This window comes from Bradyrhizobium sp. SZCCHNR1043, assembly GCF_032489675.1.
Lineage (GTDB): Bacteria > Pseudomonadota > Alphaproteobacteria > Rhizobiales > Xanthobacteraceae > Bradyrhizobium.
The window spans coordinates 84,757-99,722 of record NZ_JAUEYN010000008.1; the positions used below are offsets into that span (position 1 = coordinate 84,757).

General features: G+C 66.0%; 13 protein-coding genes and 1 pseudogene. 6 read left to right on the forward strand and 8 right to left on the reverse strand.

Translation table 11 applies throughout. The features are described from left to right. Positions 1-37: 37 nt before the first annotated feature. The 3 genes from QX039_RS15330 to QX039_RS15340 form a co-directional block, all read right to left on the reverse strand. Positions 38-517, reverse strand: a complete 480-nt coding sequence (locus QX039_RS15330; RefSeq protein WP_315771171.1) for a hypothetical protein — start codon at positions 515-517, stop codon at positions 38-40. 534 nt (positions 518-1,051) lie between these two features. Next, on the reverse strand, positions 1,052-4,543 hold the full coding sequence (locus QX039_RS15335) for an indolepyruvate ferredoxin oxidoreductase family protein (protein ID WP_315771168.1): 3,492 nt from the start codon (positions 4,541-4,543) through the stop codon (positions 1,052-1,054). 317 nt (positions 4,544-4,860) lie between these two features. Then, a complete protein-coding gene (locus QX039_RS15340; protein ID WP_315737635.1) occupies positions 4,861-5,505 on the reverse strand; it encodes a trimeric intracellular cation channel family protein in 645 nt (214 codons plus the stop codon). A 155-nt stretch (positions 5,506-5,660) separates the two neighbouring features. On the opposite strand from QX039_RS15340, the gene QX039_RS15345 reads away from it, so the two are divergent. Both QX039_RS15345 and QX039_RS15350 read left to right on the forward strand, forming a co-directional pair. Beyond that, complete coding sequence (locus QX039_RS15345; protein WP_315737634.1) at positions 5,661-6,065, forward strand: hypothetical protein; 405 nt, start codon at positions 5,661-5,663, stop codon at positions 6,063-6,065. A 172-nt stretch (positions 6,066-6,237) separates the two neighbouring features. Then, complete coding sequence (locus tag QX039_RS15350; protein WP_315714522.1) at positions 6,238-6,555, forward strand: hypothetical protein; 318 nt, start codon at positions 6,238-6,240, stop codon at positions 6,553-6,555. 103 nt (positions 6,556-6,658) lie between these two features. Here QX039_RS15350 and QX039_RS15355 read toward each other — a convergent pair whose 3' ends face one another. Both QX039_RS15355 and QX039_RS15360 read right to left on the reverse strand, forming a co-directional pair. Further along, positions 6,659-7,477 (reverse strand): isocitrate lyase/phosphoenolpyruvate mutase family protein, encoded by an 819-nt coding sequence (locus QX039_RS15355; RefSeq protein WP_315737633.1) that lies wholly within the window; start codon positions 7,475-7,477, stop codon positions 6,659-6,661. Positions 7,478-7,525: 48 nt separating this feature from the next. Continuing rightward, the gene (locus QX039_RS15360) at positions 7,526-7,840 is read right to left on the reverse strand and encodes an NIPSNAP family protein (RefSeq protein ID WP_315737632.1); all 315 of its coding nucleotides are present in this window, start codon (positions 7,838-7,840) and stop codon (positions 7,526-7,528) included. Positions 7,841-7,915: 75 nt separating this feature from the next. On the opposite strand from QX039_RS15360, the gene QX039_RS15365 reads away from it, so the two are divergent. Next, entirely contained in the window at positions 7,916-8,614 is a 699-nt protein-coding gene (locus QX039_RS15365) for a winged helix-turn-helix domain-containing protein (RefSeq protein ID WP_315737631.1), read from the forward strand. A gap of 124 nt (positions 8,615-8,738) precedes the next feature. Continuing rightward, a pseudogene (locus QX039_RS15370) lies at positions 8,739-8,864 on the forward strand (alpha/beta hydrolase); the annotation flags it as partial. Between the two features lie 62 nt (positions 8,865-8,926). Here the strand turns inward: QX039_RS15370 and QX039_RS15375 are convergent. The 3 genes from QX039_RS15375 to QX039_RS15385 all read right to left on the reverse strand — a co-directional run bounded on the left by QX039_RS15375 (position 8,927) and on the right by QX039_RS15385 (position 11,965). Then, a complete protein-coding gene (locus QX039_RS15375; RefSeq protein WP_315737630.1) occupies positions 8,927-9,286 on the reverse strand; it encodes a twin-arginine translocation signal domain-containing protein in 360 nt (119 codons plus the stop codon). Positions 9,287-9,734: 448 nt separating this feature from the next. Continuing rightward, on the reverse strand, positions 9,735-10,202 hold the full coding sequence (locus QX039_RS15380; RefSeq protein WP_315737629.1) for a hypothetical protein: 468 nt from the start codon (positions 10,200-10,202) through the stop codon (positions 9,735-9,737). A gap of 230 nt (positions 10,203-10,432) precedes the next feature. After that, positions 10,433-11,965, reverse strand: a complete 1,533-nt coding sequence (locus QX039_RS15385) for an acyl-CoA carboxylase subunit beta (protein WP_315737628.1) — start codon at positions 11,963-11,965, stop codon at positions 10,433-10,435. A gap of 125 nt (positions 11,966-12,090) precedes the next feature. Here QX039_RS15385 and QX039_RS15390 point away from each other — a divergent pair, with 125 nt between their 5' ends. Further along, a complete protein-coding gene (locus tag QX039_RS15390; protein ID WP_409998844.1) occupies positions 12,091-12,528 on the forward strand; it encodes a DUF4260 domain-containing protein in 438 nt (145 codons plus the stop codon). A 42-nt stretch (positions 12,529-12,570) separates the two neighbouring features. Next, positions 12,571-14,172 (forward strand): alkaline phosphatase D family protein, encoded by a 1,602-nt coding sequence (locus tag QX039_RS15395; RefSeq protein WP_315771167.1) that lies wholly within the window; start codon positions 12,571-12,573, stop codon positions 14,170-14,172. The last annotated feature ends 794 nt before the right edge of the window (positions 14,173-14,966 follow it).

The following is a 14,966-nucleotide window of genomic DNA, read 5'->3' on the forward strand; positions in this document are numbered from 1 at the left end:
GCCCCTGGCCGCCCGTGTCGCTTCGTTCACGTGGGCACTATATGCAATCCTCCCAGGACATGACCGCCGGCAAGATTCCCGTCCTCCAGTAGATCACCTTATCATCCCGGGTCTCGAAAATGATCGCTCTCTTGGCATCCGGGCTCTTGGCGATCACCCAATGATTGGGTGCGGGTGGCGGCTCCGTGACACCCTGCTTCAGCCGCTCGGCCTTGTCTTCCTCGGTCTCCTCGCTCTCGTATGGCGCGAATGTCCGCTCCGTCGCTCCATAGGCACCCGCGATGTCGGCCTCCGTCGACCCCACTCCAACTCCGTTCGCGTCGACGATCTTCGGATCTGGTCGGCGCCCATCGTCGAGAAAGAGGTAGATCGCGGCAATCCTGCCATCGACGATCACGTAGGACAGCGCTTCGTCCTTGCCGTCGGCGCGACTGGCGACATAGCACTCCTTCGTGTACGGCGGCTCCATCGGACCAAGCTTTGCGTTCAACGCACGCTCGGCCTCGGCAACGGTCATGCCCAGGTCGACCGGCCCCACGCCACGCCAGGACATGACCTCGGCGTGGCTCGAGGTCGATATCGCCGCGATAGCCGCGAACAAGAAAACCAGAACTCGCATGGATCACCCCTATCGACGCCTCCATGCATATAGCAACATGTAGTGAATACGGCAGATTTATGCGACATCCGCACGAGTGGGTGAACGGGAGTCATCCAGAGTTGGGCAAGGACGCTAGATTGCTTCGCTACGCTCGCAATGACGGTGGTGTGAGCGCACGACACACTCCCAGGCGTCATTCCGGGGCAGACCGCTCGACAAAATAGCGGAGCCATTTGACGTGAGAGCTGAGCGCGGGTTCCAGAGCCACGACGGGCCGCTGCGACGACGAAAGCGAAAATCTCGCGCAATGATCCCGTCTGTGGTTATGGATTCCCGGCTCGCGCAGGCGCGCACGAGCGCCCCGGAATGACGAGAGGTATACAGATCGCATGATGGTGGGCACGGCGCTCGCGCGCCTTTGCCCACCCTACGGCACGTCGCCTGGAGTGCCTACTCCGCCGCCATCTGCCGTGGCGCCGGCGGCGGGCTGGCGAGGTCGGCGGCGAGTTGCGCATAACGCACTTTCGCGTCGTTCACCGCCTTCTCCTTGACGGGGCCGTAGCCGCGGATCTTGTCGGGCAGCGACAGCAGCTCGACGGCGATCTCGGCATTGGCCGGCGACAACAAGTTCAGCACCGTCGCGACGTCCTTCTCATAGCCCGCGATCAGGTCGCGCTCCATCCGGCGCTCGGCCGCATAGCCGAAGATGTCGAGCGGCGTGCCGCGCAGGCCCTTGAGCTTCGCCAGCAGCCGGAACAGCTTCATCATGCCCGGGCCGAAGCTGCGCTTCTTCGGCCGCCCCTGGGGATCGAGGCCGGAATTGAGGATCGGCGGCGCGAGGTTGAAGGAGATCTTGTAGTCGCCCTCGAAGGCGTCGTGGAGCTGCCTCTGGAAGGTGCCGTCCGAGAACAGCCGCGCCACCTCGTACTCGTCCTTGTAGGCCAGCAGCTTGGCGTAGTTGATCGCGACCGCGCGCGGCAGCGCCTCGCCGTAGCCGCCCTTGTCGGCGGCCTCGCGCACCTGATCGACCAGCTTGCGGTAGCGCTTGGCGAGCCGGCCGTTCTGGTAGGCCGTGAGATAGGTCATGCGATGGGCGATGATCTCGTCGAGCGTCATCGCCTCGAGCGATTTCGGCGGCACCGCCTCGTCCTTGCCGGTCATCATGTCGGCGAGCCGCTCCGGGTTGACCACCGCGAGGCGGCCGAGCCGGAACGCCTCGGTGTTCATCTTGACCGCGACGCCGTTGATCGCGATCGCCTTCTCGATCGCCTCGGCCGACAGCGGCAGCAGGCCCTTCTGGTAGGCATACCCCATCATCATCATGTTGGTGGCGATGCTGTCGCCAAGCAGCGCCTCGGCCGGCTTGGTGAAATCGAGGAAGCTCGAGTCCTTGTGCAGCGCCGTTTCCAGCAGGCCCGTCACCTTGCGGTTCTGGAAGTTGAAGTCGCGGTTGAGCACGAAATCGGCGGTCGGAATCAGATGGCTGTTGATGACGCCATGGGTGCGCGCGCTGTCGCACAGCGTGATCGTCTCCTTGGCGCCCGCCACCACCTCGTCGGCGGCGATGACGAGATCGGCGGTGCCGGTGACGATACGCGAGCAGGTCACATCGGCGGTGTTCTCCGACAGGCGCACATGGCTGAGCACCGCGCCGCCCTTCTGCGCGAGGCCGGACATGTCGAGGATCATCGAGGCCTTGCCCTCGATATGGGCGGCCATGCCGAGCAGCGCGCCGATCGTCAGCACGCCGGTGCCGCCGACGCCGCCGACCGCGACGTTGTAGGGCCGCTCCAGCGACGGCTTGGTCAGGGGCTCCGGCATCACGCCGATGTCGCCGAGTTCGGCTGGGGCGCGGCTGCGCGGCTTGCCGCCGTCGATCGTGACGAAGGACGGGCAGAAGCCCTTCACGCAGGAATAGTCCTTGTTGCAGGAGGACTGGTTGATGACGCGCTTGCGCCCGAGCTCAGTCTCCAGCGGCTCGACCGAGATGCAGTTCGACTGCACCGAGCAGTCGCCGCAGCCTTCGCAGACGGCCGGATTGATGAACACGCGGCGCTGCGGGTCCTCCATCGTGCCACGTTTGCGGCGGCGGCGCTTCTCGGCGGCGCAGGTCTGCACGAACACGATCGCCGAGGCGCCCTTGGTCTCGCGCAGCGTCTTCATGACGTTCTCGAGCTCGTCGCGATGCGCCAGCTTGACGCCGGGCGCGATGCTGTCGGCCGGATAGGCGTCGGGATTTTCCGAGACCAGATAGATCTCGCGGATGCCCTCGGCATGGAGCTGGAAGGTGATCTGCTGCGGCGACAAATCGCCGTCATGGCGCTGGCCGCCGGTCATCGCGACCGCGTCGTTGTAGAGGATCTTGTAGGTGATGTTGGCCTTGGAGGCGATCGACTGGCGGATCGCGAGGCTGCCGGAGTGGAAATAGGTACCGTCGCCGAGATTGGCGAAGATGTGCTTCTCGTCGGTGAACGGTGCGATGCCGACCCATGGCACGCCCTCGCCGCCCATATGGGTGAAGGTCTCGGTGTTGCGGTTCATCCACAACGACATGAAGTGGCAGCCGATGCCGGCGAGCGCGCGGCTGCCCTCGGGCACCTTGGTCGAGGTGTTGTGCGGGCAGCCCGAGCAGAAATACGGCGTGCGCGCCACCGGCGAGATCAGCTGCATCTGCGAGGCGTCGCGGCCGTTGAACCAGTCGGCCTTGGCGCGCAGCATCGCCTTGATCTCGGGGTTGAGGTCGAGGCGGAGAAGACGCTCGGTGAGCGATGTCGCGAGCGAGGCGACGGAGAGCTCGGTGGCAAACGGCAGGAAGCGCTTGTCGTGGTCGTCCATCTTGCCGACGATGCGCGGGCGGACGTCGTCGCGCCAGTTGAACAGCTCCTGCTTGACCTGGTTCTCGACGATCTCGCGACGCTCCTCGATGATGAAGATCTCCTCGAGGCCGACCGCGAACTGCCGCACGCCTTCCGGCTCCAGTGGCCAGGGCATGCCGATCTTGTAGAGGCGAAGCCCGATCCTGGCGGCGACCTCCTCGGTGATCCCGAGCTCGCGTAGCGCCTGGCGGATGTCCTCGTAGCTCTTGCCCGACGCCATGATGCCGTAGCGGGCGTTCGGTGAGTCCATCGTGATGCGGTTGACCTTGTTGGCGCGGGCAAAGGCGATCGCGGCAAAGCCCTTGTAGTCCTGCAGCCGCCGGTCCTGCTCGAAGCGGTCATCCGGCCAGCGCAGATTGAGGCCGCCCGGCGGCATCTCGAAATCGGCGGGGATGACGAACGGCGTCATCTCGTCGTTGAGGTTGATCTCGGCGGTGGTCTCCACCGTCTCGGTGATCACCTTCATGCCGACCCAGCAGCCGGAATAGCGCGACATCGCAATGCCGAGCAGGCCCATCTCGATCATCTCGTGGATCGAGGACGGGTAGAGATAGGGCATCAGCGCCGAGATGAAGGCATGGTCGGACTGATGCGGCACGGTCGAGGATTTGGCGCCGTGGTCGTCGCCGGCGAGACAGAGCACGCCGCCGTTCTTGGCGGAGCCGGCCGCATTGCCGTGGCGAAACACGTCGCCGCAGCGGTCGACGCCGGGGCCCTTGCCGTACCAGATGCCGACGACGCCGTCATACCTGCCGCCGGGCGACAGTGCGAGCTGCTGCGAACCCCAGATCGCGGTCGCCGCGAGGTCCTCGTTCACGCCGGGCTGGAACTTGATGTTGTACTGCTCGAGATGCTTGCGGGCGGAGAACAGCTGCTGGTCGTAGCCGCCGAGCGGCGAGCCGCGATAGCCGGAGATGAAACCGGCGGTGTTGAGGCCGGCGGCGCGGTCGCGCCGGATCTGGGCCATCGGCAGCCGCACCAGCGCCTGGATGCCGGTCAGGAAGATGTGGCCGGAGCTTGCGGTGTATTTCTGGTCGAGATTGATCTCGCTCTCGTTGAGTCCCATTCCGCCCTCTTGCCGTGCCTTGTCGGGGTGCGCGGCTGCCGCCGGCCGGCGGAAGCGCGCGTTCTGCCAATCATTTATGTCTGCTTTTGAAGAATGCGCATCACAAATCTCGTTTGCGCAGGGCAGCCAACCGAAATCGCAATTTCGTGGCGGGAGCCGGCCGCGGCTTTTGCGGTTTGTGTCGAAAACCCCCGCCGCCGCGAAATGGGATGATGCGTGCCATGGCTTTGGCGGCTCGGCGGACGGTTACTGAAGCGTTGTGGCCGGCGCGATTCCGGCACCAGACGAATTGTGCGATGCGACAAGACCGCCGCCGTTCATCCCCGATCGTCGCCCGCAAATACGAAGCGCGGCATGTTCCATTTGTAGCGGATCGCGAGCAGCCGGAACGACAGTCCGAGCGCGAAGGTCAGCGCCGTCCACCATCCGCTGGCGATGCCGAGCGACAAGCCGGTCGCATAGACCAGGCCCGTGACGAGGGACACGCTGGCGTAGAGCTCGGCGCGAAACAGCAATGGCACGTCATTGCACAGGATGTCGCGCAGCACGCCGCCGGCGCAGCCCGTGATCATCCCAGCGACGATGACGATGCCGATCGGCACGTTCATCTGCCAGGCGATGTCGCAGCCCGTCATCGTGAACACGACGAGGCCGACCGCATCGAGAACGAGGAACGCCATGGTCAGCCTGTGAACCAGGCGCGCCATCGCGATCGTCACGAACGGCGCCAGCACGGTCAGCAGCAGCAAAGACGGGCGCTCGACCCAGGCGAGCGGATAATGGCCGAGCAATACGTCGCGCAAGGTGCCGCCGCCGAGCGCGGTGATCGCCCCCAACAAGCAGACGCCCATCCAGTCCATGCTGCGGCGTCCCGCCGCCAGCGCAGCCGTCATCGCCTGCGCCGCCAGCGCCACCCAGGTCAACAGATGCAACACGCTGTCACCGGGCGGCAGGTTCCACATGAGGTGAGCTCCAGAAGTTCCAATAGAACGAGAATCGCAATGCTCGCGAGGAACCTTAGCGCGCCGTGCAACGATACAAATTGGGATTCGCGCAGGTTTCGCGGAACGGCCCGGAGCCGCCCTGGTTGTCAGGTGACAATCACCAGGAGGATGAGATGGCCAACGAACGGCTTCCCAACGAACGTTATCCCGACGGCATGAACCGTCCCGACATGTCCACACGTCCCGACATCACTGGGGCTGGAATGACGGGAACAGATTATGAGCGCACGCCGCCAGTGGACAACCGGCTGCAGCCCGATCTCGAGCCGACGAACGCCCCCAGCTCGACGGGCCGCATCGCGGCCTATGCCCTGGGCATCGCGATCCTGCTCGGCGCGGTGTTCTACGGCCTGAACAACATGTCGATGCGCAACGACCAGACGAGCACCACACCGGCTTCGCAATCGGCCTCGACCACCAAAGATAACACCTCGACCGGCGTGACGACCGGCGCCGCGGGAGATCGCACCACACCGCCGCCGGCGGCCCCGAGCGACAAGCCCAACGCCGTCAAGTAGTCTCGCGGACGGCAATCAGCGGTCTCACTCCTGGGCGGCGGGTGAGCAATCATCCGCCGCCGCTTTTTTGGCGAGTCCTCCAACAAATTACGCGAAGTGTGCGAGGGCCGCCGTGGAACCATAGCAGCGCGAACCGATTGGCTCATTGACACTCTCACCCAGGAGATACGTAATGAAAGCTCTCTCCATAGCTATCGCAGCCGCGGCAAGCACGCTGGCCGTGACCGCCGCTTCGGCGGCACCGATCTCTCCCGCAGCCTCGGCGGTCCCGCAACGCGACATCCAGAACGTCCGGATGGTCTGTAACGAGGAAGGCCGCTGTTGGCGCGAGCGCAGTGAACGCCGCGTCATCATTCAAGGCGAAGATCGCGATTCCTACGCGTACGCTCCGCGCGAGCGCTACATCGAGCGGCGCGGCTATGAAGACCGCGGCGGCATCGGCTTCCGCGCTCCGGGCGTGAGCGTCGGCATCGGGACGGATCGCTACTAAGCGATTTCCGCGAACTCAGACTGAAAAGCCGCGGCAGAGTCCGCGGCTTTTCTACAGGCGGATGAGATCGGGATCTGCGGGAGGCCGGGCGCGCAGCCCGATCTCAACCGAAGATCCTGTTCAGCTCGCCGCCGGGATAGCCGTTGGCCAGTTCGGTGAAGGTGCCCTGCTCAGCCATCTCCTTGGCCGCCCGGATGAAGCCGGCCCAGGCCATCCGGGCCAGCGAACCGCCGACGCTGATGCGGCGCACGCCGAGCTCGGTGGCTTGCCCCAACGACAGGCCAGAAGCGCCGATCAGAAGGTTGACCGGCTTGGGCGCCACGGCTTTCACGACCGCAGTGATCTCCTCGATCGTCTTGATCCCGGGCGCGTAGAGACAATCCGCGCCCGCTTCGGCATAGGCTGCGAGGCGGTCGGTCACGAGCTTGAGGTCGGGCTTGCCCCAGAGAAACGCCTCGCAGCGGCCGGTCAACAGCACGTCGGCGCCGGTCGCATCGATGGCCTGCCGGGCCGCGCGGATACGCGCGATAGCGAGCGCGCGCTCATAGAGCGGATCATCCCTGTCGCCCGTGGAATCCTCGATCGACAGACCGGCCACGCCGGTCGCGACCGCGCGCGTGACGTTGGCCGCCACACCCTCCGGCGCATCGGCGAAGCCGCCCTCGAAATCGGCATTCACGGGAATGTCGATGGCGGCGCTGAGCGATTTCAAATGGGCGAGCACCTCATCCAGTTCGACCTTGGTGTCCGCCTTGCCAATCGACCACGCGAAGCCGGCGCTGGTGGAGGCGATCGCGTTGAAGCCGAGATGCTGCAGCATCTTCGCCGTGCCGACGTCGAACGGGTTCGGCAGCACGAAGCAGCCGGCCTCGTGCAACTTGCGAAAGGCTGCGCGCTTGTCCGCCGTGTTGGTCGCCGTCATGTCATCCTCCCATGCATCGTCGCGTTGTGTGGCAGCATAGAGCCGCGATCATTGCGCCGCCACGACATTGCGCAAGAATGTTCGCTCTTCGCCCAGAATGAGCTTGTGCTCCTCGGCCTGCGCGAAGTTCGCCCGGCCCTCGGCATCGCCGCGCAAGGTCGCGCGATAGCGCTCGTAAGCCGCGAGACTGTCGAATGAAATCAGGCCGTAGGCGATGTCGTTGGTGCCTTCGTGAGGCATGAAATAGCCGATCAGGTCGCCGCCACAGCGAGGAATGATCGACAGCCAGCGCTTGGCGTAGGCCTCGAACACGTCGCGCTTGAACGGATCGATGCGATAGCGGATGAAGACGGTGATGGTCATGACAACCTCCGGTGAGTTCTGTATCATCGACACTATCCGCTTGCCCGACGAGAATGCTTCGTCTAGCATCGAAGTATGAAATCAGGTCCGGACATTGCGATGGTGGCGGCGCTGGTCGGCGATCCCGCCCGCGCCAACATGCTGACTGCGCTGCTCTCGGGCCGTGCGCTGACCGCGACCGAGCTCGCCCAGGAGGCCGGCGTGACGCCGCAGACGGCGAGCTCGCATCTTGCCAAGCTCGAAGGCGGCGGCCTGATCGAGCCGGAGAAGCAGGGTCGTCACCGCTACTACCGGCTCGCCGATCCCGACGTCGCCGACGTGCTGGAGAAGCTGGCCGGCCTCGCCGCGCGCGCCGGCCACATGCGGGTGCGCACCGGACCAAAGGAGCCGGAGCTGCGGCGCGCGCGCATCTGCTACGACCACCTCGCCGGCGATCTCGGCGTGCAGATGCTCGACAGCATGACGAGGCAGAAGCTGGTGCGCCGGCGCAAGCAGGAGATCGTGCTGACCGAGGACGGCGAACACTTCCTGGCGCAGCATCTGCGGATCTCGCCGGAAATGCTGGCGCATCCCCGCCGGCCCGTCTGCAAGGCCTGTCTCGATTGGAGCGCGCGGCGGCATCATCTCGCGGGCACGCTTGGCGCAGCGTTGATGAAGCGCTTCACCGAGCTGAAATGGGCGGCGCGCGATGCCACCCCAGGCAGCCGCGTGGTGAATTTCAGCCGCGCCGGCGAAAAGCATTTCGCGGCGCTGTTCGGTCCGGCCGAAGACTGACGATCACGCGCTCTTTATCGCAGCGCCTTCCTGCCTTGCGGCCAAAACCAACACGGGGCACGGAACGACCATCTCATTCCCGTCTTTCCTGGAATCTCCATGTCCCGTTTCGCCGGGCGCGACAATCGCCGCGAAAGCGAGCACCGCATCGCAGAGGACGACGCCGCGCGAGCCCTACGGCATCAATCTCGAAGGCTTCCCTACCCCGTACCCGGTCAGCCTGCTGCCTCTGTTCAATGACGGCGAGCAGAACGCGCCGGAGGCCCCACTCGCGACGGAAGCAGCGCTTGTCGTGAGGCAGCTGTGCCGACATCACCAGTGGTGACGACGGTGCCAACGGCGGCGCCAGTGCCGATGATGGTGATGCCAGCCCCAATGACGGCGCCGCCAACCCCAATGCCGCCGGCGCCAGCCCCAATGATGGCCGTGACCATGGTGTCCGTGATGATGACCGTGATGCCCCCAGCGAACCTGCTCCGGCGCGAGCCGATCGGCCTCATCCTGCGAACCGACCGCGCGCTCGACGTGCTGATCCCTTGCTGAAGGCGCCGCTTCGTTCAGCGGCAACGGCGAGAGCGGCGCAGCGACCGCATCGGTGGTGCGGAGCACGGCGCCGGCCGCCGCCGCGCAGCCGAACCCGAATGCCAGCTTGAGGAAATTCCGTCGTTCCATCGCACGCCTCCATGATCCACGAGCCAGAGCATGTAGTGAGTATACGGCCGATCACCTGAACGTGAGCTGAACTGGCGCATGCCCGCGACACCACCATGGCTCTGCCACCTTCGCCGATCCTGGTACGCGCCGCCGGCCGATCACTCCTCGACCGCCTGCGCCAGCACGAAGCTCTCACGCGTCCGCGTCACGTACGACGAAGATGGCTGACGGCATCGAGTTTCCTCCGGTCCGTGTTGGTGTCGTCACGGAGCAGGATCAAAAACGCGACCTCGCCGTCGTCTCGATCATCGCCGCGCGATGACGGGAGACTATCAAAATCAACGAGGCCCGGAGTGCCTAGGAGTCCGGGCCTCGTCACCTCGCGACCTCGCGCGAGCGAAGCCGGTCGGTATTCAACGAAATCTAGCGCCCGTTCACACGGATCGCATTGAGCTGGCTCAAAACGTCAGTAGCAGCGCGTGATCGTGACGGAGTGATCGCCGCCGCGGCGGCCCGGTACCGTCACGGTCTGCATCGGACAGCTCGACACATAGGGGCGATCGGACGGCACGACATTCGGCGGATAGCGGTGAACCCAGTCCCACGGGACGTCATACGTATAAGTGTAGCGCACGTCCGCCGATGTGTGCTCGGGGATCTGCTGCGGCACGGGCTCGCCAGGGCCGCCATAGGCGAAAGCGCCGGCGGCCGGCAGATAGGAACGATAGCCGCGGTGGTGCTGACGGACAAAGGGCCGCGCGCCAAGCGCCGGCGGGACGACCTGGCTCGGCCCCGCCTGACCGGCGGCGACGGGCGCAGCCACCGCGGCGCCGGACTGGGCCGACGCGGCCTCGGAGGAGAACATCAGCGCGGCGGCTGCCGCGCAGACGACCAGAACTCTGGAATTCCGATATGCCGATGTTCCGACAGCCATGATACGCGACCCTACTCTTCTGACCCACCAGCGATCGATAAATGCTAGGCCAGCGGCCCAGTTCCCGCAAACCCATCGTTAAAGGTTAGTTAAGACACAGGCTTAACGCCAGGGGCGGAAACGGCGCAGATTGCCGCGCCGCTCCGGCGGCAGCGCGCTGCGGTCGCCGGACTTCGTCAAATACGAAGGCGACACGCCGGTGCGCTGCCCTCCCACTTCTTCACTCCCCCTCAGAGCGGCAGATTGTCGTGCTTCTTCGCCGGCATTTCCATCTTCTTGTCGCGGAGCATGGCGAGTGCACGCGCGATGCGGCGGCGGGTGGAGTGCGGCATGATGACGTCGTCGATGTAGCCGCGCTCGGCGGCGATGAACGGCGACAGGAAGCGGTCCTCGTATTCCTTGGTGCGCGCGGCGATCTTCTCCGGATCCGCCATGTCGGCGCGGAAGATGATCTCGACCGCGCCCTTGGCGCCCATGACCGCGATCTGCGCCGTCGGCCAGGCGTAGTTCATATCGGCGCCGATCTCCTTGGAGGCCATGACGTCGAAGGCGCCGCCATAGGCCTTGCGGGTGATGATCGTGACCAGCGGCACCGTGCACTGCGAATACGCGAACAACAGCTTGGCGCCGTGCTTGATCAGCCCGCCATATTCCTGCGCGGTGCCCGGCAGGAAGCCCGGCACGTCGACGAAGGTGACGATCGGGATGTTGAAGGCGTCGCAGAAGCGGACGAAGCGCGCGGCCTTGCGCGAGGCATCGCTGTCGAGCACGCCCGCCAGCACCATCGGCTGGTTGGCAACGAAGCCGACGGTGCGGCCGGCGATGCGGCCGAAGCCGGTGACGATGTTCTTGGCGAAGCCTTCCGCGATCTCGAAGAAGTCTCCCTCGTCGACGACCTTCAGGATCAGCTCCTTCATGTCGTAGGGCTTGTTCGGATTGTCCGGGATCAGCGTGTCGAGCGACATGTCGACGCGCTCGATGTCGTCGAAGCTCGGCCATTCCGGCACGCCGTCGCTGTTGTTCGACGGCAGGAAGTCGATCAGCCGGCGCATCTGCAACAGGGTCTCGACGTCGTTATCGAACGCGCCGTCGGCGATTGAGGAGCGCGTCGCGTGCACCGAGGCGCCGCCGAGCTCTTCCGCGGTCACGACCTCGTTGGTGACGGTCTTCACGACATCTGGGCCGGTCACGAACATGTAGCTCGTGTTCTTCACCATGAAGATGAAGTCGGTCATGGCCGGCGAATAGACGTCGCCGCCGGCGCACGGGCCCATGATGACGGAGATCTGCGGGATCACGCCGGAGGCCAGCACGTTGCGGCGGAACACATAGGAATAGCCCGCGAGCGCCGCGACGCCCTCCTGGATGCGGGCGCCGCCGGCGTCATAGAGGCCGATGATGGGCGCACGCGCCTTCATCGCCATGTCCTGCAGCTTGGTGATCTTCAGCGCGTGGGTCTCGGACAGCGAGCCGCCGAACACGGTGAAGTCCTTGGCGAACACGAAGGTCTTGCGGCCGTTGACAGTGCCCCAGCCGGTGACGACGCCGTCGCCCGGGACCTTGGTCTTCTCCATCCCGAACTCGGTCGAGCGGTGCTCGACGAACATGTCGAACTCCTCGAAGCTGCCCTTGTCGAGCAGCAGCTCGATCCGCTCGCGGGCCGTCAGCTTGCCGCGGGCATGCTGCGCCTCGATGCGCTTCTCGCCGCCGCCGAGCCGCGCGCCGGCGCGCCGCGTCTCCAAGGTGTCCAGGATGTCCTTCATGCGCGTCCCGCCCGTTCCCGATCTCGTGAGTGTTGGCGGCCTTCTAACACGGCTATTTCGGAGGCGAAAAGCGGCTTTCGGACGGGTCGCCCCTCCTCCCACAGTTCGGAATTGGAAGCAGAATCATGGATATGGCCGCTCGACCAAGCCTTGCCGATCCGGCCGATGACGCAGCCCGGGGCGCCGTGCGGGGCGGCGTCCGCCTGCTGTTGCGGCTCGAAGGGCTGGTGCTGGCGGCCGCGGCAATCGCCTTCTACGCCCATCGAGGGGACTCGTGGTGGCTGTTTGCGGCCCTCTTCCTGGGGCCCGACCTCAGCTTTGCCGGCTATCTCGGCGGCCCCCGGATCGGAGCGGCCGTGTACAACGCCGCGCATGCCACGCTGCTGCCGGCCGCCCTGCTCGCGGTCGGACTGGCGCTCGGCGTGCCGCTGGCGACCCAGCTCGCCACCATCTGGCTCGCCCATATCGGCGTCGACCGGCTGGTCGGCTACGGCCTGAAATACACCGACGGCTTCGGCTTCACCCATCTCGGCCGGATCGGGCCTGCCGCGCCGCGAGGCTGAACGCCGGATGCAGGGACCTGCCGCGACGGGTAGGATGCCGGCATGATCCGATTCCGAGACATGGCCGGCCTGGACCGGCGCAGCCTGCTGCGCGGCGCACTGCAGGCCGGGCTGGTGACGCTCGGCACGCCGCTGGCGCGCACGGCGCTCGCCCAGGCTCCGCCGCTGAAATCCAACCCGTTCACGCTCGGCGTCGCCTCCGGCGATCCCAGCCCCGACGGCTTCGTGATCTGGACCCGGCTCGCGCCCGAGCCGCTGCAGCCGCGTGGCGGCATGATCGCGCTGCCGCGCGAGGTGAGCTGGGAGGTCGCGACCGATCCGGCGATGACGACCATCGTGCAATCCGGCATTGCGGTCGCCCGCATCGAGCTGGCGCACTCCGTCCATGTCGAGATCGAGGGCCTCGCTCCGGCCCGCGACTATTTCTATCGCTTCCGCCTGCCGGAGGCGGAGAGCCCGATCGGGCGTGCGAGGACCTTTCCCGCCGCCGGCGCCGACGTCGCGCAGATGCGGTTCGCTTCCGCCGGCTGCCAGGAATGGGACCGCGGCTTCTACACGGCGTGGCGTGCGATCGCGCAGGACCATCTCGACTTCGTCTTCCACTATGGCGACTACATCTACGAGAATGCGTACGCCGCCGAGTCCAAGGGCGTGGCGCTGCCGCGCACCATGCCGAAGCATTTCGCCACCTGCTACACGCTGCCGGAGTACCGGCAGCGCTATGCGCTCTACAAGACCGATCCCGACCTGCAGGCCGCGCACGCCGCCTGCCCGTTCCTGCCGAGCTTCGACGATCACGAGGTGATGGACAATTGGGCCGGCGATCGCGACAAGCGCGACACGCCGCCGGAGGCGTTCCTGTTCCGGCGTGCCGCCGCCTTCCAGGCCTGGTACGAGCACATGCCGGTGCGCCGCGCGCAGTTGCCGCGCGGACCCGACATCCTCGCTTTTCGCCACCTCGCCTTTGGCAGGCTCGCCGACATCGCCGTGCTCGACACCAGGCAATACCGCTCGAAGCAGCCCTGCGGCGACGGCATCAAGGCCTGCCCCGAGGCCGACGAGCCGAGCCGCACCATGATGGGCGCGCAGCAGGAGCGGTGGTTCGCCGAGGGTCTGCGCGGCAGCCGCGCAACCTGGCAGGTGCTGGCACAGCAGGTGATGTTCGCCCCGCTCGACTGGCGCTCGTTTCCGTGGCTGCCGTCGTCGGACGTGCCGCTGCGCAGCCTCGACAAATGGGACGGCGCCAGCGCCGCGCGCGACCGCGTCATGCAGATGCTGCGCGAGGCCGGCATCACCAACACCGTCGTGCTGACCGGCGACCTGCACAAGGGCGTCGCGCTCGAGCTGAAGCAGGATTGGCGCGATCCGGCCTCGCAATGCGTCGGCGTCGAATTCCTGGCGACGTCGATCTCGTCGGACGGCGACGGCTTTGCGCGCTACGACAACGAGCCGACATTGTTCGCCAACAATCCGCATCTGAAGTTCTTCAGCAACCAGCGCGGCTACATCAGGCATGTCGTGACGCCGGCCCGCTGGCAGGCCGACTACCGCGTCGTCGACCGCATCAGCGTAGCTGACGGCACCGTGTCGACCGCGAAATCCTTCGTCACCCTGGCCGGCAGGCCGGGACTGGCCGACGCCTGAGGCGACGCGCGCGCGGCAAGGCCGCCGCCACGTCGTGTGGCGATCTGCTCGCTGACAACAGCCGGTCGTCCTGCCGCGTAGGGTCGAGGTCATGACTGGGACGCACCGTGCTTGGCGTGATCGCACCCGGAGAGATTTCGCTTGAAGTCGCCGCTTCGAGGCATGACGTCGCGATCCCCGCGGCGGAGTGCGCCCGGGCTTTGCTTGAGTTCGTCCCCTTCCGTGGAAGAAGAGGCGCAAGGAAGGCCGGGAGCCTGCCGCCCCCATGGCCCCCGTGCAGAGAAAATGCACGGGGCAGGAACCACAGGTTCGGCTGGGACTTCCCGGCCCTCCCTGCGCGATGGTTTGAACGGGTTATACGTGATCTCCCCGGGGACCGGCTTGATTGCCCCCGTCGCCAGCGGATCATCCCCACCGACTTGGCCTCAGCACCGGGAGGCCAGGACCACACGATTTCGCCGTCGCATCGCTCCGTTCGTCGGCCCGATCGTGAGACCAGGCTGCAGACCGACACGCCCACCGCATCCCCGGCCCGACGTTCGTGACGATCGCGAAACGTCCCTCTTGGCGGGCCGGGATGCGCGGAAATGTGGAGGTGATTTGCCCGACGGTGCAAGTGATCAGTCCGCGACAAACTGGCACGACGGGCAGTTCGGGCATGGATGATATGCGAGGATTGCCCGTCGGGCAGAGGCCTCCTTTCTGTCCATCGCTTTCTGGACAACTATGACGACGCCTCTCCACGCCATAATCGAATTCGCCAGCAAAGCTGAGCCTGCTGGCCAGCTCGGGCA